Annotated in this window: 14 protein-coding genes and 2 pseudogenes; 4 read left to right on the top strand and 12 right to left on the bottom strand. The window is 59.0% G+C overall.

Going from position 1 to position 21,291, the window contains the following annotated elements; translation table 11 throughout:
* Positions 1–891: pseudogene (locus DEJ54_RS19430) on the top strand (IS3 family transposase); the annotation flags it as partial.
* 299 nt (positions 892–1,190) lie between these two features.
* Here the strand turns inward: DEJ54_RS19430 and DEJ54_RS19425 are convergent.
* The 4 genes from DEJ54_RS19425 to DEJ54_RS19410 all read right to left on the bottom strand — a co-directional run bounded on the left by DEJ54_RS19425 (position 1,191) and on the right by DEJ54_RS19410 (position 6,181).
* The gene (locus DEJ54_RS19425) at positions 1,191–2,222 is read right to left on the bottom strand and encodes an IS110 family transposase (RefSeq protein WP_113156442.1); all 1,032 of its coding nucleotides are present in this window, start codon (positions 2,220–2,222) and stop codon (positions 1,191–1,193) included.
* A gap of 106 nt (positions 2,223–2,328) precedes the next feature.
* Positions 2,329–3,639: a hypothetical protein gene (locus tag DEJ54_RS19420; RefSeq protein ID WP_162742391.1), complete on the bottom strand. Its 1,311-nt coding sequence runs from the start codon at positions 3,637–3,639 to the stop codon at positions 2,329–2,331.
* Between the two features lie 518 nt (positions 3,640–4,157).
* Positions 4,158–5,510, bottom strand: a complete 1,353-nt coding sequence (locus DEJ54_RS19415; RefSeq protein WP_113156440.1) for a HAMP domain-containing sensor histidine kinase — start codon at positions 5,508–5,510, stop codon at positions 4,158–4,160.
* Positions 5,507–6,181 carry a response regulator transcription factor gene (locus DEJ54_RS19410; protein WP_113156439.1) on the bottom strand — a complete coding sequence of 225 codons (675 nt, stop codon included), beginning with the start codon at positions 6,179–6,181 and terminating at the stop codon, positions 5,507–5,509. Before DEJ54_RS19410 ends, DEJ54_RS19415 begins: the two co-directional genes overlap by 4 nt.
* A 179-nt stretch (positions 6,182–6,360) precedes the next feature.
* On the opposite strand from DEJ54_RS19410, the gene DEJ54_RS19405 reads away from it, so the two are divergent.
* From DEJ54_RS19405 to DEJ54_RS19395, 3 genes and pseudogenes are all read left to right on the top strand, one after another.
* Positions 6,361–7,509 (top strand): efflux RND transporter periplasmic adaptor subunit, encoded by a 1,149-nt coding sequence (locus DEJ54_RS19405; RefSeq protein WP_113156438.1) that lies wholly within the window; start codon positions 6,361–6,363, stop codon positions 7,507–7,509.
* A gap of 1 nt (position 7,510) precedes the next feature.
* Complete coding sequence (locus tag DEJ54_RS19400) at positions 7,511–10,645, top strand: efflux RND transporter permease subunit (RefSeq protein WP_113156437.1); 3,135 nt, start codon at positions 7,511–7,513, stop codon at positions 10,643–10,645.
* A gap of 196 nt (positions 10,646–10,841) precedes the next feature.
* Positions 10,842–11,481 (top strand): annotated as a pseudogene (locus DEJ54_RS19395) (IS6 family transposase).
* A 241-nt stretch (positions 11,482–11,722) separates the two neighbouring features.
* On the opposite strand, the gene DEJ54_RS19390 reads toward DEJ54_RS19395, so the two are convergent.
* From DEJ54_RS19390 to DEJ54_RS19355, 8 genes are all read right to left on the bottom strand, one after another.
* Positions 11,723–12,286 carry a PTS sugar transporter subunit IIA gene (locus DEJ54_RS19390; protein ID WP_162742390.1) on the bottom strand — a complete coding sequence of 188 codons (564 nt, stop codon included), beginning with the start codon at positions 12,284–12,286 and terminating at the stop codon, positions 11,723–11,725.
* Positions 12,287–13,472: 1,186 nt separating this feature from the next.
* Complete coding sequence (locus DEJ54_RS19385) at positions 13,473–14,078, bottom strand: histidine phosphatase family protein (protein WP_113156435.1); 606 nt, start codon at positions 14,076–14,078, stop codon at positions 13,473–13,475.
* The gene (locus DEJ54_RS19380) at positions 14,075–15,136 is read right to left on the bottom strand and encodes an ABC transporter ATP-binding protein (RefSeq protein WP_113156434.1); all 1,062 of its coding nucleotides are present in this window, start codon (positions 15,134–15,136) and stop codon (positions 14,075–14,077) included. The genes DEJ54_RS19385 and DEJ54_RS19380 overlap by 4 nt, the downstream gene beginning before the upstream one ends.
* Positions 15,137–15,146: 10 nt before the next feature.
* A complete protein-coding gene (locus DEJ54_RS19375) occupies positions 15,147–16,892 on the bottom strand; it encodes an iron ABC transporter permease (RefSeq protein WP_113156433.1) in 1,746 nt (581 codons plus the stop codon).
* 58 nt (positions 16,893–16,950) lie between these two features.
* On the bottom strand, positions 16,951–18,072 hold the full coding sequence (locus DEJ54_RS19370) for an ABC transporter substrate-binding protein (protein WP_113156432.1): 1,122 nt from the start codon (positions 18,070–18,072) through the stop codon (positions 16,951–16,953).
* A 142-nt stretch (positions 18,073–18,214) separates the two neighbouring features.
* Positions 18,215–19,030 carry a MurR/RpiR family transcriptional regulator gene (locus DEJ54_RS19365; protein WP_245447835.1) on the bottom strand — a complete coding sequence of 272 codons (816 nt, stop codon included), beginning with the start codon at positions 19,028–19,030 and terminating at the stop codon, positions 18,215–18,217.
* A gap of 289 nt (positions 19,031–19,319) precedes the next feature.
* On the bottom strand, positions 19,320–19,613 hold the full coding sequence (locus DEJ54_RS19360) for a muconolactone Delta-isomerase (RefSeq protein ID WP_113156430.1): 294 nt from the start codon (positions 19,611–19,613) through the stop codon (positions 19,320–19,322).
* Positions 19,614–19,624: 11 nt separating this feature from the next.
* Positions 19,625–21,235, bottom strand: a complete 1,611-nt coding sequence (locus tag DEJ54_RS19355; protein ID WP_113156429.1) for an NAD(P)/FAD-dependent oxidoreductase — start codon at positions 21,233–21,235, stop codon at positions 19,625–19,627.
* Positions 21,236–21,291: the final 56 nt, after the last annotated feature.

Here is a 21,291-nt window from a genome sequence, read left to right as displayed (position 1 = left end):
AGCCACCGCGTATTTCGCCAGGGATGCAAAGTGAGATACGCGTTTGTTGCCGAGCATCGCCAGCAGTTCACGGTGCGGGCGATGTGCCGCTGCCTGCGTATCCGGCCCAGTGGTTTCTACGCCTGGTTGAAGAACCCGCCGGGCAAATGGGCTCGGGAAGATGTCCGTCAGACCGCGCTTCTCAGCAAGGCCTGGAAGGAAAGCGGCAGGGTCTACGGCTATCGCAAGCTGCATGACGACCTTCTCAATCAGGGAGAGACCAGTTGCCCCGACCGCATCGCTCGTCTCGCCAAGCTGGCCGGGATCAAGGCGCAGATCGGCTACAAGCGTCGGCCCGGCTCCTATGGCGGCAAGCCGTCAGTCGTGATCGACAACACCCTTGCTCGGCAGTTCGATGTCGATGCGCCGGACAGGGCGTGGGTGACTGACATCACCTATATCCGGCCCCAGGAGGGCTTTGCCTATTTGGCCGTGGTGATCGACCTGTTCTCGCGCCGCGTCATCGGCTGGACGCTGCAGAGTCGGCAGACCACTGATGTCGTGCTGCAGGCGTTGCTCATGGCGGTGTGGCGTCGAAAGGCGAAGAGCAGGGTTCTGGTCCATTCCGATCAAGGCTCGCAGTTCACCAGAATGGACTGGGCGGCGTTCCTGAAGCAGCACAATCTTGAGCACTCGATGAGCCGTCGCGGCAATTGCCATGACAATGCCGTGGCGGAGAGCTTCTTCAATCTCCTCAAGCGCGAGAGGATACGGCGCAAGACCTACCGAACACGCGAGGAGGCAAGGAAGGACGTGTTCGACTACATAGAGATGTTCTACAACCCCAAGCGCAAGCACGTCAGGAACGGGATGCTGTCACCCGTCGAGTTCGAACGGCAGCAGGAAATGTAACCCGAGGGCGTCCACGAAACTCGGGGCTTCTGTGGTTGCCGCTCGTAGTGCAAGAAGTTTCTGACCCTTGGGTGCGATCGAGTGCAGTCTTCTGTCAGGCCTCCAATTGCGGCACTTAGGAAGCCGCTGGCCGATATGGTGATCAGCGGATCAGGTCCAAATCTATTCAGCGAGCTGATTGCTCCAAGCCCCTATCTGGTTATCCTGACCCAGATCTGTTCGATCATTTTACCCATATGGATCGTCGACGTTCTCACACCTCCATCACCGGCATTAGACTGCCCCGAGCCGCACCTCTGTCATGCAGCAGCAACCTCCGCCGGATTCTGATAATCTTGTCCTTTCGTCAACATGGCCCAAATCGTTCGTGCCATCTTGTTTGCCAATGCGATGGCCACCAGCATTCTCGGCTTCCTGGCCAGCATTCGCGATAGCCAAGACTTCTCCGATATCGTCTTTCGCCCCAGCCAATTCAGACGAGACATCGCGCCCACGATCAGGAGCCGCCTGATGTCGGCCTGCCCAGCCTTCGATATTCGGCCAAGCCGCTCTTTACCTCCAGACGAATGCTGTCGCGGAACCAGCCCCAGCCAAACCGCGAAGTCTCGTCCGCGCCGAAAGCTCTCCATCGGCGGAGCAAAAGCCTCAACAGCCAACGCACTCATTGGTCCAATACCTGGCATCGTTTGCAAGCGACGAGCCGTATCGGTTTGAGTTGCCAGAACGCCGATCTGTTTGGTCTTGGTCTCAATCCGCTGCGTCTTCTCGGAGATCTGCAACAGAAGATCGCGACACTCGCCGCGAACCAGTTCGGGCAAATCGCTGTTCTCAGTCTCGATGATCGCCTCGATCCGCTTAAGGTGTCCGATACCGGGTGGTGTCGGATGGCCAAACTCATAAAGAACTGAACGCAACGCATTCACCAGCTCTGTGCGCTGACGCACAAGTCGCTCTCTTACTCGAAAAAGAAGAGCCCGAGCTTGCTGTTCTTCCGCCTTTGGGGTGATGAAACGCATCTCCGGTCGTTGAGCAGCGATGACGATCGCTTCGGCATCTGCTGCATCATTCTTCTGCCGCTTCACGAAAGGGCGCACGTACTGAGGAGCGATCAGTCTGACTTCGTGACCCAGCTTGGCCATCTCGCGGGCCCAGTAATGGGCACTGCCGCAGGCCTCCATTACGACCATCGCCGGAACCTGGTCAGCCATGAACCTGCGAAAGTGCTGACGCGTCAGTTTCCACTGGAACTTGATCTGTCCGGACATGGAAGCTCCGTGGACCTGAAAAACATTCTTGGCTAAATCGATCCCGATCATCGTCTCTTTGGTCATGCTCGCCTTCCTCTCCACCCATTGGACTTAACCCGACGATCCTCCAACAGAACGCGTCGGGTGGGTAGAGCGGCAACCACTCCATCTATTCAATTGGCTCGAGTGTTCAGATCGAGGGGAACTGCTGAGTTTTCACGACCCAGCCTTGCCGTTGCAACTGACGCTTCGCCAGAGCTGAGGCGTTGCCGGAGATCCAGAGTTCAGGTTTGGCGGATCCTTTTTCGGCCCGACGCAGGATTTGAGCAAGGCTTGTCATCCGCGCGGCATTCGATGGCGTCCAGTAAAGCTTGTCAGCAGCCACAATTGCTATCTGGCCGTGGCCGGTGATTGTTAAAACCGGAACCCCTTCGACAACGCGCGCTTGGGTTGGGCGCCCGCCACCGAGCGGTTGCCGCAAAAGGAAGGCAAGGGTTTGGAGTGTCGCGAACGCATCCTGCCTTGTATTGCTGTGGGCGACGGAGGCCGCCAGCGCATCGAGGCCGGGGGTTCCCGAAAGATTGTTCAAGGAACCGACCACAAGACTTTTTTCGGACGGAGTCAGTTTGTCGCTCAGCATAAATGCCTTGATAATGGCCTCAGGGACATTAAGTGCATTGAGGCGCTTGCGATTGAACACGGCAACTTCCTCCGGCGCCATGTCTATCGCTTCTCTGGTCAGCGAGTCGATAGTACCGACCACAGATATGATCGTGCCGACCTCGCCGGTCACAAAACCCAGCGCCCGATCGACACCAAAAGATCCAATTGCAGAGTATGAAGCAACCTTATCGAGTTCCCGCGAAAGCGGTATGAAATGGGTGTATGGGTCAATATTGAGCTCACGGGCTAGCCGACGCTTTGCCTCCGGACGGTTGACGATCTTCTCAACCAGGTTTTCGCTCTCACGGTCGGGCTGAGTTTTTTCCGGTCGCTTGAATGTGGTGATAATCTTGCCGGCCTGGGCAAGGCCGCGCCCTGCAGAGCCTACTTTGCGTTCAACATTTGCGCGTGTCACTCGCGCTGCCTTGACAGGGTTTGTCACCGTGGTCACGACGCCTTCAATCGGGCTGATGACGGCTTTTCCGGCGCCTGTCAGAAACTCTTTTGGGGCAGAGTAATTCTTCAGCTTTCGGAGGGCGACAAGCTCCTGAATGTGTTTTCGCGCGGGACCATCGCCCACAACACTGTAGCTGCCGTAATCGGTCTTGAAAGAATATACGTTGAAACGCCCGTCATTCGATACACTGTCTTTAACGGAGTAACCCAGCCCGGCCTGCGCTGGGCCAAGCAGCGTCGAGGCGGCTTTCGCCTTGGGCTCCTCACTGCTTGATGTTGGCTTGGTCAGTGTCGATGCGCTCGCATGCTTCACCGTCGGCGTGTAGTCGAAGATAAGATCGCTGGTATTGGTGCTCGCGCACCCGGTGACGATCAAGAGCATGCCCATGGCGGCGGCAAGATGCAACGTAGACGACGTTGCAGGCCTTGTTGGTTCGGCCCGACGGGCACAACTTGTACGCATAGGTCTCGACATGGTATTTTCCTGGTTCTCTTGAGACTAGCAATCCGTCGCCGTGGACAAGCGCATCGGATCGCTGGAATCGTCTGTTGATCATGAGCTGCGCTTGAAGTCCGCGCTAAAGGAAACGCGCAACCTCACAAGATGAGCCCGGGAACACCAAGCATTTGCCCCGACTAAGTCTTGCGGGGCGACCGTGACTGGGAACAATTGCAGCAGCATTACGCGATCGCGCGAAAGGTTAACGGTCATGACTTCTGAGGCCACGAACGCTTTCGTCTATCAACCAGAACTGCATCTGATTTAGGCGATCATATCGCAGAACCATATCAGCCGTGGCCATGCGCAGGGTCGAGAATGCGGGGAACAGAGAGTCTTGCGCCGATCTCGTTGATCCGCACGCGCTTGGAGACGCGGCCGGCAAAGCGGCGCGCGCTTGCTCACTCGTTCTGGCGTACGAAACGCAGGACGACCGTCGTCCCTTGACTGCTACTGTCGAGGCTGACATGGCCGCCATGGTTCTCGACGATCTGCTTGACGAGGCTCAGGCCGAGCCCGGCACCGCGGCTTTTGGGCAAGACGCGGTAGAAAGGCTCGAAGACCAGCTCGCGATGCCCTTCTGGAATTCCTGGACCCTGATCGCGGATGGTGATGCTGGCATCGGATGCAGACGACACTTCGATAAGACCATACCCGCCACCGTGATCGATCGAATTGCGCACCACATTAATGATTGCCCTCGGTAACGCCGTCGGGCTGCCTTTGCAAATCACGCTGAGCTGTTCACGCTCGAAGGCGATTTCGTAGCCGGAGGCAATGGCGAGCGGCGCCAGATTGGAGACCACATCCTGCGCAATTTCGACAAGGTCCACCTTCTCATCCTGATCTGGCATCTGATCGTTGCGCTCGAAATCGAGAAGTTGCTCTGCCGTTTCCGCCAAGCGGGCAATATCGCTCAGCAATTGCCTGCGTTCCTCGCCCTCCGACATCCCATCAACACGGGTATGCACGATCGCGATGGGGGTTCGCAGTTCATGGGCAGCATCGATTAGGAAGCGTTGGCGTTTTTTCATCGCGGTTTCAAGGCGCATCAGCGATGCGTTGAAGGCGCTCACTAGGGGAACGATTTCGGTGGGGATTTCCGTGGTCGGCAATCGCGTTCCGTGCCGCTGTGGATCGATCTCGGACGCCTTTCGGGCGATCTCGTGTATTCCGTTCAGGGACCGGCCGACGATCCTTGGTACGGCGATAAAGACCGTCGGCAGCGCGATGCCGAGAAGGGACACGTAAATCGGCCAGCTCTGCGCCAAAACGGCAGGAAGCACCCAGTTGGTTCTGGCAAGACCTCCAAACAGCACCCGTATTTCTCCGCTGGAGGTACTGGCCGTTTCGACCGACGCGATGTCTTCCGTTTCAGCCGAACCCCTGATATCGGCGTCTCGGATCAGATAAGTCAGCGGTACAAGCTGCAGATAGGCTTCCGGTATTTCGCCATGGGTCGTGAACGATCGGTCCTGTGTGGCGGCCACATACCAGAAGCCGGGGTTGCGGGCTTTCAGATCTCTCAGTTCGGCATTGTCGCGGATAAGGAACTGTCCGTCTGCATTACGCGCGAGCGATCCGGTGATCGCCTGCATCACCGTGCGCTCGACAGCGATGTTCGGCGACAGGACTGCGGACCCATAGAATGCAAGACCTACGATGACCGACATGATCACTGCGAAGATCACCACGCCTAGCTGCCAACTGAGCTTCCACCACAAGGATGAATTTGCGGGCTGCATGCCGCTCATAATTGCTGCTTCAGCAAGTAGCCTATCCCTCTGATGTTGTGGATATTGACACCCGCATCCGCGTCGGCAAGACGCTTGCGTAATCTCGAAATATGCGCGTCCAAGGCGTTCGACTGTATCTCTTCCTCATAATTATAAACCGCATTCTCTAAAGTCGCACGTGAGACCGTCCTGTCCTTCCGCTTGGCGAGCGTCATCAGCACGAGCAGTTCCCGCCTCGGAAGATCGAATTGTTCATTATCCAGCATCACCGTGAGGTTGAACGGATCGATCGACAACCGTCCCGCGCTGATGCCGGGTTCAGCCAACGACGCGGGGCGCCGCATGACCGCACGCAGACGCGCCAAGAGCTCTTCCACGAGGAAGGGCTTGCCGAGATAATCGTCGGCGCCGATATCCAGGCCCTCGATACGTTCCATGGGAGCATTGCGGGCGGTTAGAACAATGATAGGAATATCGGTCCCCGATCGCCGCAGACTCGGGATTATCGAAAGGCCCTCGCCATCGGGTAGGCGCCGGTCCAGCAGAATTCCGTCATAGGAATTGGCGTGCACCATCTCAACGGCGTCGGCCAGAAGAGCCGTATGGTCGGTGACGATCCCGTACTTTGAAAGTGCGGCGGTCATCGCTTTCGCCAGCTCGCTCTCATCTTCCACCAGTAACAGTCTCATTCTGCTCCGCAGCTCCTTATCTTTACACCTCTTTTCTGCCTGAAGATTGCAGCAGCATTACCGCAACACACCGCGTGAGCGGTAATGCTGCTGCAATCGTCGCCCGCTAGCGGTGACAGCAGAACGCCGGGCTCCAGCATCTGCTTCAAGTCGGTTCCAGACAATCAACGGAGTTTGCCATGACCATTCGATGGAAGAATACGCTCGTGCGTGCCGCAGTAATGGTCGGCTGCGGATATCTAACCTTCCATGTCCTGACTGCGTCGGGGGAAGTGGCGAAAGGATTCAAGAGGGTGCAAACCGCAGATCTCGCATCCCTCACCAGCACCTTCGAGCTTTCCTCATCGGAGGTGTTTGTCGTCACAGCTCAGCCTGCCGTCGACCGGTTGCGTGTGTCGGGTGCTTTAGAGCTGACGAATCGCGTTGTCGTTCGAGCAAAGACAGGTGGTCTCATTGTCGATGTCGCGCTGCGTGAAGGAGAGCCTGTAAAATACGGCGACATCATCGCACGTGTAGATTCTCGCGATCTCGAGTTCGCCCTGGCGCAGCGTGAGGCCGACCAAGCGGTTGCGGAGGCGGAGCGTCAGTTGGCGGTGCAAGCTTTGGAGCGTATTGAACAGCTTGGTGCCAAGAATATCGTATCGCGAGAGCGGCTCGAAATAGCGCGAAACGCCCTCACCGTATCTGAGGCCCGCTTACAGAGCCTTTTGGCGCAGACAAGCCTTGCCCGCACCGCCTTGCAGGATGCGGAGATTCGTTCACCCATCAATGGTGTCGTGTCGCGACGCCACGTCAATGTGGGCTCCCAGGTCGGCAGGGATGCCGAGATCTTTGAAATCGTCGATACCGGTTCGCTCGAGGTTAGGGTCCTGGTGGCGACCCGCGATATCGCCCGTATCAGCGCCGGGCAAACGGTGGAGCTGCGCGTCGACGGTCTGGAAGAACGGCCAGTGATGGGCGAAGTGGTGCGCCTCAACCCGGTGGCAACGGAAAATGCACGGGTGGTGTCCGTCTTCATTCGTCTCCTGTCACGGGACGATCGGCTGAGAGGAGGAATGTTCGTCACGGGAGCTGTTCTGCTTCGCCAGGTGCAGGACGCGATCTTCGTCCCCTCCCTTGCCGTCAGGACTGACGATGAAGGTGATTACGTCCTGAAGGTGACGGACAACCGACTATTGCGCCAGCCTGTTTCCAAAGGTCCGATCTGGAAAGGCAGGCAGATGGCCGAGATCGTCCGTGGGCTAGTCCCCGGCGATGTGATCGTGACCGTTCCGCTACCTGAACTGGAACCGGGCGTGGCGGTGACGTTCGTAGCTGAGGCCGCCTGACATGTTCCTGACCCGTATCTCCGTCACCCACCCCGTCTTTGCCACCATGATGATGGTGGTCATCGTGGTAGTCGGCATGTTCTCCTACGATCGTCTCGGGATCGACCAGTTCCCAAAGGTCGATGTGCCCGTCGTCGTTGTCTCCACGGCCTATCCGGGCGCCACGCCGGAGATGGTGGAAATCGAGGTGACGAAACGGATCGAAGATGCGCTGACCACGATCAGCGGCATCGACAAGCTGACGTCCCGCTCATACGAGGGCAGTTCCGTGGTCACGGTCGCGTTCAAGCTCGAAGTGGAAAGTGCTGGCGCTGCACAGGACGTGCGTGACAAGGTCGCCGCAGTCGAAGCTGGCTTGCCGGACGAAGCGGACAAGCCGGTGGTCGCCCGCTATGATCCGGCAGCAGAGCCGATCCTGTCCGTCGCGCTCAGTTCGGCTACGCTGTCCGTTCCCGAACTGACCACGATCGCGGAACAGCGCATCGTCAAGGACCTCAAAAGCGTGGCAGGGGTCGGCGAGGTCACCCTCATCGGCGGACAACGGCGGCAGATCGACATCGCTGTGGACGAAGAGCGGCTTCGCGCCATGAATGTGGGCGTGAACGAAGTTATCCAAACGATCCGTTCGACCAACAGGAACCGTCCCGCTGGCAGCGTCACGGCGCACGCGTTCGAAAACATCGTGCAGGTCCAGGGGCGGGTTCACGAGCCGGACGAGTTTCTCGACATGATCGTTACGCGTCGCGGCGGCGCTCCAGTCTATGTACGCGATGTCGCAACCGTGCGTGAGGGCACCGCGGAGCCCGAAAGCCTTGCGATGTACAACGGGCAGACAGCGCTCGCGATCGACATCGTCAAGGTTCAGGATGCCAACACCGTCGAGGTGGTCGTCGCTCTGAAGAGCCGTCTCGATGCCCTAAACAGGGAGCTTGGCGCCCGGCAGGTCGAGCTTCGGATCGTCAACGACGCTTCGGTGTCCATCGAGGGGTCGCTTGTCGAAGTCCAGAAGACGTTGATTGAGGGTGCGGCACTCGCCGTGGCCATCGTCTTCCTTTTTCTGAACTCCTGGCGCAGCACGGTCATCACCGGCCTGACGCTTCCGATCGCGATGATCGGCACGCTTGCGGTCATCGACTTCTTGGGTTTCACGCTGAACATGCTTAGTCTCCTGGGCCTTACTTTGTCGATCGGCATTCTGGTCGACGATGCGATCGTCGTGCGCGAAAACATCACCCGCCACTTGCATATGGGCAGAACGCATCTTCAAGCGGCCTTCGACGGCACCAACGAGATCGGCCTTGCCGTCATGGCGACGACCGCAACGATCATTGCGGTTTTCCTGCCCGTGGCCTTCATGGAGGGCATGGTGGGGCGCTACTTCTACGAGTTCGGCGTGACCGTCTCGGCTGCCGTACTGATCTCCCTGTTCGTGGCATTCACACTCGACCCGATGCTGTCGAGCGTCTGGCACGATCCAGATGCGCAACCAAGGGCAAGGCGTGGACCCGTCGGCCGCGCAGTGGCGTATCTGGAGCGGTTTTTTGAACGGCTGGCAGATCGTTACCGGCACATCATCAAATGGACGCTGCGCCATCGGCTGGCAACGCTTGGTCTGACGGCCAGCATATTTGGCGCAAGCCTGCTGATGATACCGATGGTCGGGGTGGAGTTTGTCCCCGACGTCGATGAGGGCCAGTTCCAGATTAACGTAACGGCACCGGTAAACGCATCCCTCGAATACACTCGGGAAAAGGTCGGCCAGGTCGAGAAGGCGCTGCGCGAGTTTCCGGAAGTCGCCTCGGTCTATTCCACGATCAACAGCGGTGCAAATCTCGGCAAACACCGCGCGACGGTCATCGTAGGCCTGGTTGCGCAATCCGAACGCAACAGGACACCGGTCACGCTTGCGGATCCGATCAGGGCAAGGATGTCGAGCATTCCCGGCGTCAGGATTGCAGTCATTCAGGCCGGTATCGGTGGCGGGGCAAGCCCCATTCAGTTCAGCGTACTTGGCGAAGAGCAGGCCGTGATCGAGCGGATCGCAAGTGACATTGTAGCGCAGATGCAGACAATCCCCGGCCTCGTGGACATCGTGTCGAGCGCCGAAGAGCCAAGGACCCTTCTGTCGGTTTGCCTGCGTCATGAGCAGGCGAGTGACCTCGGCGTGTCGATGGCGGATGTGCTCGAAACGCTTGCGCCGCTGATGGGCGGAACAGATGTATCGACCTGGACCGATCAGGGCGGGGAATCTTATGATGTCGTGGTTCGATTGCCGCCCGAACAGCGGGACGATCTCTCGGCGATCTCGGCACTTGAGATTGCAGTCCCAGGTCGCGGTGGTGACGGTTTGCCGGGCATGGTTCGTCTCGACCAGGTCGCGGAAATCAGCAGGCAGTCGGCGGCGTCAGAAATTCGCAGATATCAGAGCACCCGTGAAGTATTGATCTCGGCCGCGACGACGCACCTGCCTGGCAACGATGCCAATGCCGCATTGCAGGCGCTGATTGCGCAAACCGACTTGCCACCGGGCTACCGGATTTCAACCGGGGGCGACGCGGAGGCGCTTGGGAAGGCAGTCACCAGTATGGTCAAGGCTCTCATCATGGCGGTGATCTTCATCTACGTGGTTCTCGCTTCGCAGTTCGGCAGCTTTCTGCAGCCGCTCGCCATCATGGTGGCGTTGCCGTTGTCTCTCATGGGCGTGCTGCTCGGACTCCTTGTTGCGGGAAGCACCATCAACATGTTCTCGATGATCGGCTTCATCATGTTGATGGGCCTCGTTACCAAGAATGGTATCCTTCTTGTTGATTATGCCAACCGGGAGTGCCGCGAAGGCGTGCCGCTAGATCAGGCGTTGATCGATGCTGGTGCAATCCGTTTACGGCCGATTGTCATGACCACGCTCGCAATGATCTTCGGCATGATCCCACTTGCCATCGCGGCGGCAGGCGGCGGAGCCCAGCGTGCGCCCATGGCCCATGCCGTGATCGGCGGACTGGTCAGTTCCACGATCCTGACGCTTATCGTTGTACCCGTGATCATCTCTTACATCGAGAGTTTCAAACACTGGTTTACAGTTAGGTCCGAGCGGCAGTCAGCCCCTGAGGTCGCTACGCCAAGTGAGTTCGACAAGTGAACCGCAATCGTCTGAGCGACACCTTTGGCCGGCTGCTGGCCTCTGCAATCCTGTTGGCAGGAATTTTGGGTGGGCCAATTGTCATGCTTCTGTTGTTAGCAGAGCGTTTTGCGGGACTAGGATAGAGCGCGTATGTCAGGCCCTATAACCGCAAAAACGTTCACGCCAACCACCGTTCGTTGCTTGGCGTGAGGCTCTGCTAACCCCTGAGATCATCGCGCACGCTGTCTGGTTGTGTTATCGGTTCCCGCTGAGCCTCCGTATGATCGAGGAAATGCCGTTTGAGCGCGGCATTTCGGTGTTCTACGAAACGATCCGACGCTGGGGCAGGAAGTTCGGCCCTGCCTATGCGCGTTGACCTGCGCCGCAAGCAGCTATCCCGCAGTGATGTCTGGTTTCTCGATGAGATGCCCATCGTTATTGCTGGTAAGAAACACTGGCTCTGGCGCGCCGCCGATCAGGGCGGATACGTGCTGGATGAAATTGTACAGACCCGCCGCAACACCAAGGCCGCCAGGCGATTGCTGTTCCAGCTCCTGAAAACGCAGGGGATCGCGCCAAAACGGATGATCGCCGACAAGTTGCGCTCTTACGCAACCGTCAGGCAACAGGTCATGCCGACTGTTGAGCACTGGTCGCACAGGGACTGAAGAACCGTGCGGAGAATTCGCACGTGCCGCTGAAAAAAACGGGGATGGTCAACGCAGGGCTTTAGGTCACCAAGAAGCTTCCGCAACCTTCTCGTCCCGCACCACTCACAGCGCACCGCTCTCTGCATTCGCAGTCATCGCCTGCGCGCCATGACCGAATGGAACGCTGCAACCAAAGCCAGCTGAATCCCTGCGTTCACAGCCGCGCTGCGCCTGATTGAAGTTTCCGTGACAAGCCCAGTCCATAAAGTGCGCACGGTAACAAGAGCGGGGGATGTGACAGAAGCCGCAGTTGAGGTTTTCCATAGCACCAGCTGATAGCACCTGATTGATGGCTTGCGGTGATCATTTGTATGCATTGGTGCATGGTCGACCGGATTGCCGCCGGAAAATCCGGCGCCCCCGGCTGGAGCTTGGCCCCAAATTCTTACCGAATTGCGGTGAAGTGTTGTGGGCTGCCTGTCAGGCCAAACGCTGCTCTCTCTTCGGAACGGAAAGCGCGCCCTGTGTCACCGAGTTTCTGATCGGTATGAACATCAAGACCGAGCTCGATGAGTATGGCTGCGACCTCGTTCTGCGTTGCGGCCACGCGCAGTTGATGCCTGAGCGGGCCATGCTGCGCGAGCCTACCGAGCCGCAGCATGGCTGCGCGCAGCCACTTGATGTCATGTCTGCCACCCATCAGGGCGACGAGTGTGTCGACGGCCATGCCGTCTGGAGCATCAAACTCCACCGGCCTCTCTAGACGCCGCACCACAATCATTGAGGCGTCTTCATCAGTAAGCACCGTATGCGGCAGGGCGACACCGCCGCCCACAGCGGTGGTTCCCAGCCTTTCACGTGCATAGAGGGCACCGGCAATATCGAGCTTGCTGGCCTCTGGCCGCAACTCTGCGACCCGGGCGGCGAGAGACCACAAGGCCGCCCTGCGGGTGTTTGATGTTTTATCAGTTGAAAAATCGACAGCGAAGGAAACACGAACGGGTATCATCGCACGCCCTCCTTTCATCTCATTTGAAGGATTGTGGGTCCGCCTTTGGCAGGACCGGACAGATTGCTCCTGCCGGCAGGACGCTCGCCGCAGGAACAATGCACGGAGATCACAGCGTTCAGAACGCAGAGCACACCCTGCCAAAGAGTGGATCTGCGAGCCTATCTGCACTGATCGAGTGATTGCGCCTATTTGCGTTTTGCGGGCATCAGTTGATCGGCCACCGGATCGGGCTGGTTGAAGTTGTTCTTCTTCTTGCCCTTTGGTTGCTTCCGCTTCTGATCGCCTTTTCTCTTGGCCATATCTCTTCTCCAGATTTCTGAACCATGGTCTTTGCAGAACATCTCCCTGACGCCGTTCGGGAAGGCGTCAGGGTCACGATCCGATTTGGACGCGCACACGCTTGATTGGAGATGAGATTGATAACGCCATGGCATTTTGCTCCTGCGAAACCATCGTGAATTCTGGGCAGCCCTGACTGCCCGACCAAAGAGGCGTCTGCGACCAACAGGCCGCAGGTCGTCATCTCCCGCCAGCCCCCAGATCGTGCACTTTGCGGCCCTGCTGGACTTGCCCACAGCCACGAAGGCGCGCCTTGTAATCGGCAAACGGAACGCCGCCGGAGAGGGTGTTTACCGGGGCTGAGCACCAAGGGCACCGGACCGCAGCGCGGGGCAGACTGGCAGTGCAGCTATGGCATAGGGACAGCGTGGAACGGATGGACATGTCGAACTCCAGATACACAGTTAAAACTGCGCAAAAGAACAGGCGATCTCTCTTTCAAGAAAACGACCCGGAGTCGAACTAATAAGGTTACATCACTTATATAGATCCGCCCCGGGCGATGACATGCATCATCCGGCAACCGTGACGGAATATAAGGAACGACTTTTTATCCATGCCTTCTACATAGTTGAAATAAAAACAAAAACAACTCTCGGCGCGCCGCTGTGCCCTTAAGCCGCATGGTGTCGGAACCGTCCCATCGGACTGTGCACGAAAGCGGATGTTTGCTACGCTAGCGGCAGCAATGGGTGCACGTGCCCCTGCCAGATTTCGGGCGGAGAACGACTGGCCGGTTTTGTTGCCTGTAGGCAATAGCTGCCCCTCAGTGCTGGAACTGAGGGGCAATTGCTTTTGGAGACCTTTTGGGGTTCGCGCCTGCCGCAGCAGGCGAGACTGAGCCCTAGTCTGGTGCATCCAGAACGGGCCCCAGCGGCGAATAGTTGAACAGCTCCAACCGCATGCTGCCCGATCCGGACGGCCGTTCGGCCAGGACGGTGAGGCTGGCCGGACCGACAGGTATGATGCGTTTGGGGGGGAGGTCCACAAGCCTCTCGAGTAGCGCCCGGATTACCCCGCCATGGCACACAACGAGCAAGCGATTGCTTGTTTCGAGCGCCTCCATCACGCAGGTGCTGGTGCGGGTGACGAAGTCGCGCCAATGCTCCCCGCCCTCAGGTGTGAAGGTTCCCGAGCGCCAGGCTTGATAGCCATCGGCATCTTCGGCGCGAATATCGGAAATCGAACGGCCCGTCCAGGAACCGACATCGATCTCACGAAGTGCGGGGTTGGGCAGGGGAGCTTCCATTCCGAGCAACTTGGCCGTTTCAAAGGCCCGCTTCAGATCGGATGTGATCGACGTGTCGGGTTTCAGCGCTTCGACGGTTGAGCGCAGAGCGCGCGCCTGTTCGCGTCCCTTCTCGGAAAGCTTGATATCTGCCTGCCCCTGCAGCCTGCGGCTGGCGTTCCACTCGGATTCCCCATGCCGGACGAACATTAGCCTCTTCATGGCAGACGCTCCCCTTCGAGTGAGAAAATAGCTGCCGGAGTTTCGGGCAGGGAAAAGTAGACCGAGTCGCCGGGAGAAAATCTGGGGGCTCTGTCCACCACCGCCGTCAACCGCAAGTCGCCGCGCGTTCCTGTCACCATCATGCGTCCGGCAACCGGGCTGGCCTCGGCAAACTCCATCGGGATGGTGCGGGGACCGGCCGTGTCGCCGACTTTGAGGTCTTCGGGCCGAAACATGGCCTGCGCGGGATGCTCGAGGGGAAATGTTGCGTCCATGGCTTCGCCAGCCAGCGTTATGCTTGAACCTTCTGGCGCTACAGGGACGAGATTGGCGGGTGGCGTGCCCACAAAGGTGGCGACGAAAGCGGTTTTGGGCGCGGCAACCAGTTCTTCAGGTGCACCGAACTGCTCGACCTCGCCATCCTTGAGCACGGCAACGTGGCTGGCCATGGTCATCGCTTCGACCTGATCATGGGTGACATAAATCGAGGTCGCGCCCGTTGCGCGATGCACGCGCAACAGTTCTGTTCGCATTTCGACCCTGAGCTTGGCGTCGAGGTTGGACAATGGCTCGTCGAACAGGAGAATTTTCGGCTTTGGCGCGATCATGCGCGCAATCGCCACGCGCTGCTGCTGGCCACCAGAGATCTCGTTGGGATAGCGACGCGAGAGTTTGTCTATGCCGAGCAGGGTGAGCACTTCGGAGACGCGGGCCTTGCGCTCGGGAGGGGGCATTCTGGCCACTTTGAGGGGCCATTCGACATTGCCGGCCACGGTCATGTGTGGCCAAAGCGCATAGGACTGGAAGACCAGACCTGCATCACGCTGCGCCGGTTCGATTGTCCAACCCCGTTCACCGTCGGACACTGTCTTTTCGCCAAATGTGATGGTTCCGCCGGAGGGCTTTTCCAGCCCGGCCAACATGCGCAGTATCGTGGATTTGCCGCAGCCCGATGGCCCGACAAGAACGAGGAAGGCTCCTTCTGGCACTGAAAGGCTGACCGATTTGACTGCATCGAAATCCCCGAAGGATTTCGTGAGGTTGGAGATGTTGATCATGGCAATGGGCCTAGTTCTTGAGCCAGGGCTGAGACTTAGTCTGCAACCGGTTGGCCAGCAGCGTTGCTGCAATCGAGATGATGAGAATGACGACGGTGATGGCGTTGGCAAACTGGGTGAAGCCTTCAGACGCATAGCGATAGGCGAGAACCGACAGCACCGGCGTGGTGGGTGTGAAAAGAAGGACCACGAGTGACAGATCGCGTATGATCTTTACGAAGATGATGATTGCGCCTGCCGCGAGACCGCGGCTGGCCAGCGGAATGGTGATCGCCGAAAGCCTGCGGAAAAAGCCCGCGCCCGTCAGTCGTGCGCTCTCGTCGAGATCGCCGGAGACCTGCTGGATCACAGCCCTTCCCGTCTGCACTGAAAAGGGCGCCAGATAAGCGGTTCCTGCGATGACCAGAAGAGCAAAGGTGCCGTAGAGCGCCGGGAACGGGCCGATGGGGGCTCCGAACAATGCGATATAGGCGGCGCCGAATGCGATGCCCGGGACCAGCAGGGGCAGAAACGCGATCTGATTGATTGCGCCGGATAGAAAGCCGGTGCGATGGCGGGCCAGAGTGAAGGCGACTATGAGCCCCAGAATGGAGCCGGTGACGGCGACCACCAGTCCGAGACTGACAGTTGTTGCAGTGGCCGAGACGATGAAGGGGTTGTGGAACACGCCCGCCTGGCCCTGAGCGATGGAAGGATCTGACGCGCCAAGCCAGTAGTGCAGTGTCCAGTTGGAAAACAATGCCGACGAGCTGGGCGCAAGCGAAGAGGCGATGAGCACGACCACTGGAACGATGGTGGTCAAGGTGCAGATGGTTATGGCGATGGCGAGCAATGGCAGGCGTGCCGTGCCGAGCTCGAACCGTTTGGCGCGTCCACCCTTTCCGGTGATCGTTGCGTAGGAACGACGGCCCGAGATGATCCTGTTGCCGAACCAGAGAAAGAAGGCGGAGACGACAATCAGAAGGATCGCGATGACGTAGCCACGCGCGGTCTGGCCGATCTCGATCATGCCGAACAATCGCGTCGCCATGGTCTGCATGCGCACCGGCAAGCCCAGAAGCGCCGGGGCGGCGAAATTGGAAACGGCTCCGGCAAAGGTGAGTGAAGCGCCCGAGACGATTGCCGGAAGCGCCACCGGCAAGATGATGCCGGAGAAGATCCGACCCCGTTTTGCGCCGGTCATTTGCGCAGCTTCGACAAGGTCGGAATTGACGGTGGCAAGCGCGGCAGCGATGACGGTGAATGCCAGTGAGTAATAGTGCGCGGTGAGGACGATGAAGGTGGGGACCATCCCCCAGCTCAGCCAGTCAGGTATGGCCAGCCCCAGCCCTTCAAGAAACCCGGTCTGACCGCCCAGCCGGCTATTGCGAAACAGGGAGCCCCAGGCAAGAGCGGTTGCAAAGCTGGGGATCATGAAGGGCAGCATCGCCAGCAAGCCGATTGTGCGCCGGAAAGGCACATCGGTCATCACAACCAGCCAGGCGAGGAAGCCCCCGATCAGGACGCATCCGCCTGCGACGCCAACGCCGAGGATCAGGGTGTTGGTCAGCGGCACCCACAAGAGGTTGCGCGAGAGCGGGCTGGCGACGACTTCGCTCCACGCGGCAATGGTCTGTGGCGTCAGGGTTTCGAAGAGGATGCGCAGTAATGGTCCGGCAATCAGCGCGCCGATAACCAGCAAGACCCCGATCTTCAGGGGAAGGCCTTGCGGAATTGCATAGCGCATGCGCGCTGCAAGGGAAGTCGTGTAGGCCATGAGCTATGTCCGTTTGCGGGCCCCGGCAGATGGTCCGCCGGGGTCGACGCCGGTTGGATTATTGAAGGATCAGAACCAGATCGGCGACATTCTGCCGGATCTCCGCCGTCGCGGCTGGATCGATGCGCCAGGCGGAAAGCTCTTCGAGCGGGACAGCGTCGGGATGGCTGACGATATCGGTTCGCGTTGCATAGTCGCCTGCGACATAGAATGGGGCGAAGCCTGCTCCGCCTGTCCCACTTTCATCGCCCATCAGAAAATCGATCACCAGCCGGGCTGCTGCCGGGTGCTCTGCATTCGCGGCGAGCGCCAGCAGTGCAGGGAAGATGATGCCATTTGACGGCGAGACATCATTGGCGATCTGGAGCGCCCAGCCTTCGTCTTCATTGTCCCGACGGTCCGAATAGGATGTGAAGCCGATCGGAGGATTGGTCTGGCCTATCGCGCCGACCGCGGCGTTGACGTCGTCGGTGGATGCCACCAGCACAAGATCGTTGGCAAAGAGATCCGTGATGAACTGCATGCCGGCGTTTTCAACGCCGGAGTCGAGCTTGATCGGCTCGCCGAATTCGGCTTCGTACGCTGCGGCCATTTCGTCGGAGCGCAGAACGAACTCGGTCATCAGATCCAGATAGTCGCCACGCTGGAGCGGGTCGACCATAACGATCCGTCCGTTCCATTCTTCGCGGGTCAAATCCCAGAGATTGTCGACCGGAGCGCCGTCTGGATTGGCCTCTTCATTATACATCAGCACCTTGGTCGACAGTCGCTGGGCGAGTAGTGGCGATTTGAATTCTTCGGGCAGACGATCGCTCACGCGCGGCGGGACATAGGCTTCGATCAGCCCCTTTTCCAGCAGCTCGCTGAGAACCACGGGTGCATCAGAAATGTAAACCACGTCGGCAGAAGCGATGCCTGCCGCAGACTCGGCGCGCAGCCGCGCGATCTGCTCGGTGGAGCTTGCGTCATAGCCAACGAGGTCGATGTCAGGGTATTTTTCTTCGAAAGCTGCCTCGACTTTGGCGATGCGGCTCGTGAAGGAGTAGACCGTGACGGTGCCTTCCTCTTTTGCCAGCGGCAACAACTCTTCCGGACTCATCGTGTTGATATCCTGCGCCAAAGCCAGCGTGGACAGAAGGCTGATGGCGGCCGTTGAAAGCAATACTCGCTTCAGTGTCATGTTCTTCTCCTCCGGTTGTTCGTGGACCGGTAGCGCCGGCCTACCTATTGCGCGTTGTCTTGCGTCGAGAATTCGATATGCACGTTAACTTGCAGAAATTGGTCGCGTGAAATTTCGGTGTCCTCCCAAACGCCGAATTATATTATCGAGACTCGAAATTGCTGATGAGCTTGCCCAGGGTTTCCAGCCGCTCCAGCGTTGTGTCCTGGTTCATCTGCGCCATTGTCAGCACCAATGCATTGGTGATGGCCATGGGGACTGTCAGTGTCTGGAAACTGTCGTTTGATCCAGATCTTGGCGCCGACAGCAAGAGCTTGGGTGCGGGGGCCAAAGCCGGCCCAATCGAGCCCGAAATGGCAAGAGTGCCGGCACCCACGCTATGCGCGTGTTCGATGAGAGGCGCGTAGTGACGGGGCTGTCGCCGAAACACGAACGACACCAACATGTCGTCTGCTCCAAAACCCAGAATCTGCTCGGCCAGGTCGCGCCCATCACCCGACAAAACCTCCACATCTCCTCCCATGCGCAACAGCCTGCGCTCGAGCATGGTTGAGAGTGTCGCGGCATTGCCGCGCGCGAAAATGAAGATGCGGCGGGCTGAGGTCAGCGCCTGCGCTGCCTCGGATATGCGAGAAGAGTCGAGATACTCGGGAAGCGCTGTCAGCGCTTCGATCTCGCGGCCGATCAGCTCGCTGAGAATGTCGCCATTCTGTGCTGCTGCCAGCGTGTTGCGCACGCGGGTGGCCGGATCTGCCTTGACGATGAATTCCTCGCGAATGGCGTCGCGAAATTCGGCGTAGCTCTCAAAGCCCAGTTTCTTTGCCAGACGCGATGCCGTAGCCTCGTGTACTCTGGTGCGTTGCGCCAAGCTCGAGGCTGTTCCCAGCGCCACGTCTCGGGGTTTGGCAATGACCTCCCGCACCAGCAGGCGCTCTGCCCGGGTGAGATTTTCCGCCACTGCCTGTACGCGCTCGAGTATAGACATCGCTCCTCCTTGGAGTGGTGATATCCTAATGCACGGATTCATGCAATATAATTTTTTCTGCAAGATAGCATGCGCCAGCAGTTAATTCGGTTCCGTTTCAGATTCTCGTCGCGGCCCAGAAACTGTGCGCGGCATGAGCTTCACGCCGCGACGATGATTTCAAACTGCTCGGCAATGATTGCCCAATCTGAACGAAGTCGTCAGATCGCGGACAGAAAGAACTGGTTGCCTAGCGACACACGCGCCTATTTTCCTCATCCCGTCAGGCGGCCGCGTAGACCTGGTCTACCGGATGCTTCGCAAGCGGTAGAACGTCGATGTCGTACATCCAAGGATTGGCCGGAAGGCTGGTGATAATCTCATGTAACTGCGTTGCATCGGCTGCACGCCAGAGACCCCAGTTCTCGAAGCGGCAGGGCACGCGCCACATGCGCAGCAGGTGTCCTTCCTTGATCAGCTCGGCCGCATGAGCACGCTCGTCGCGGATAACTTTCTCCTTGAGGGCGGGATCCATGTCGTCGTCCCAGCGAAGCTTTATGTTGACCAGAAATTCCATTGAGTTTTCCCTCATTGCTTGGACTTGATATCGTTGATGATGGTAGTTGCGGCGTTGAAGCCGGGTATGCCGGTGACGTAGCCGCCAGGCCAGGTGCCGCCGCCCGAGAGGTACAAACCCGCCAGTGGCGTGCGGTAGTCATGGGCTTTGCGGTGTGGACGAGCGCCGAACAGCGCATTTGGCAGCATGTCGCCGTGGGTAATGTTGGACTGAACCAAGCCCAGTTCGCTTTCGATCTGGACCGGGTTGAGATAGCTGACGCCGACCAGTCTCTGCCGGATATTTGGCATGTAATGCGACAGTTCATCGATACAGTTGTCGGCGAAACGCTGCCCCGCCTCGGGCCAGGTTCCATCGGCCAGATTATATGGCGCGTGCCAAGCGTTGACACTCAGGAGATGTTTGCCCGCAGGCGCCAGATGCGGCGATGTAGCAGACAGCATCAGGCCCCAGATGATCGGCCGCGCCGAAAGACGCCCCGCCAGGCCATCGGCAATCGACCGCTCGATATAATCGAGCGAGGGCGCGATGCGAAACTGAACCTGCGCCGCCTGCTCCGGCATCACGTCATTGGGCAGGTCAGCATAGGTGGGGATGCCGTCGAGCGCCAGAACCAGCTTGAAGGCCGAGCCGCGCATCGGCACCGCAGAGACTTCCCGCCGGATATCGGCCCCGACAGCCTCGTCGTCCAGCAGCTTCTCGAACAGGGTTCGCGGGTTCATCGCCGAGAGCACGGCAGGCGCGCGATATTCATTGCCGTTCGCCGTCACCACGCCGGTCGCACGACCCGATGCATGCAGAACACGGGCAATCGGCTCGCCCTTGATGATCGTCGCACCATGGGCCAGACAACAGGCCTCGATGGCATCTATGATTGCTCCCATTCCGCCGACCGGCAGGCCGGTGGAGCCGCGAAGTGCGGCCCGCCTCGGATCGTCATCGTCAAGCGCCGCATAGGAGGCAAGCGAGATCGGCCGCATCATCAAACCTACAGCGGAGCCTGGCGCAGATGGCGGCGTCAGCGTGGCGTTGAGCGCCAGCATGCCGAGCAGCGCCTTCGGTTCCTCCGCTTTCAGCCTCTCGTCCAGTAATTGCCGGAGGCTGCCGCACATAACGCGGTCGAACAGGCCGGCGAGATGGGCAGGCACGTTGCGCGCCGCTTCCGCCATGTCTGGAGACGGCCGGAACATTGACGCGCCGAGATAACGCCCGAGCTCTTCGAGATCGGACAGGAGAGCGAAGTATCGTTCCGCTTCACCAGGTGCATAGGCATTGAGCTGTGTGCTCACGCGATCGCGGTCGCGCCAGCCGATGAAGGCGCCGCGCGGGAAGGGATGGACGACTGTCGGATCCGTGCGAACGAACCTCAGGCCGTGCTTTTCGAGATCCAACTCCGCGATGAAACGCGGCTCGAAGCTGCCGGGAGAATTGGTGAAGGCACAGCGATAGCCGGGCATGAATTCGAACGTACCGCAAGGACCGCCGAGCACCGGCCGGGCCTCGATCAGCAGTGGACGCAGGCCCGCCTTGGCGAGATATGCCGTGGCGACAAGGCCGTTATGCCCGCCACCGATGACGATCACCCCATGCTGTCCAGTCGATGTTACCGCGATATCAGACATTACATTCCACTCGATTGGGTCAAAAGAGGCCGGCGGCGAACCGACGGCTCAAGGGT

Source organism: Nitratireductor sp. OM-1, from assembly GCF_003296175.1.
Lineage (GTDB): Bacteria > Pseudomonadota > Alphaproteobacteria > Rhizobiales > Rhizobiaceae > Nitratireductor > Nitratireductor aquimarinus.
This window is presented reverse-complemented; position numbering and strand designations above follow the sequence as displayed.

What these genes read in the sequence shown, in the direction of transcription:
- DEJ54_RS19425 (WP_113156442.1), bottom strand. Translation starts at nt 2,222, where the DNA reads ATGACCAAAGAGACGATGATCGGGATCGATTTAGCCAAGAATGTTTTT.
- DEJ54_RS19420 (WP_162742391.1), bottom strand. Translation starts at nt 3,639, where the DNA reads ATGCTCTTGATCGTCACCGGGTGCGCGAGCACCAATACCAGCGATCTT.
- DEJ54_RS19415 (WP_113156440.1), bottom strand. Translation starts at nt 5,510, where the DNA reads ATGAGCGGCATGCAGCCCGCAAATTCATCCTTGTGGTGGAAGCTCAGT.
- DEJ54_RS19410 (WP_113156439.1), bottom strand. Translation starts at nt 6,181, where the DNA reads ATGAGACTGTTACTGGTGGAAGATGAGAGCGAGCTGGCGAAAGCGATG.
- DEJ54_RS19405 (WP_113156438.1), top strand. Translation starts at nt 6,361, where the DNA reads ATGACCATTCGATGGAAGAATACGCTCGTGCGTGCCGCAGTAATGGTC.
- DEJ54_RS19400 (WP_113156437.1), top strand. Translation starts at nt 7,511, where the DNA reads ATGTTCCTGACCCGTATCTCCGTCACCCACCCCGTCTTTGCCACCATG.
- DEJ54_RS19390 (WP_162742390.1), bottom strand. Translation starts at nt 12,286, where the DNA reads ATGATACCCGTTCGTGTTTCCTTCGCTGTCGATTTTTCAACTGATAAA.
- DEJ54_RS19385 (WP_113156435.1), bottom strand. Translation starts at nt 14,078, where the DNA reads ATGAAGAGGCTAATGTTCGTCCGGCATGGGGAATCCGAGTGGAACGCC.
- DEJ54_RS19380 (WP_113156434.1), bottom strand. Translation starts at nt 15,136, where the DNA reads ATGATCAACATCTCCAACCTCACGAAATCCTTCGGGGATTTCGATGCA.
- DEJ54_RS19375 (WP_113156433.1), bottom strand. Translation starts at nt 16,892, where the DNA reads ATGGCCTACACGACTTCCCTTGCAGCGCGCATGCGCTATGCAATTCCG.
- DEJ54_RS19370 (WP_113156432.1), bottom strand. Translation starts at nt 18,072, where the DNA reads ATGACACTGAAGCGAGTATTGCTTTCAACGGCCGCCATCAGCCTTCTG.
- DEJ54_RS19360 (WP_113156430.1), bottom strand. Translation starts at nt 19,613, where the DNA reads ATGGAATTTCTGGTCAACATAAAGCTTCGCTGGGACGACGACATGGAT.
- DEJ54_RS19355 (WP_113156429.1), bottom strand. Translation starts at nt 21,235, where the DNA reads ATGTCTGATATCGCGGTAACATCGACTGGACAGCATGGGGTGATCGTC.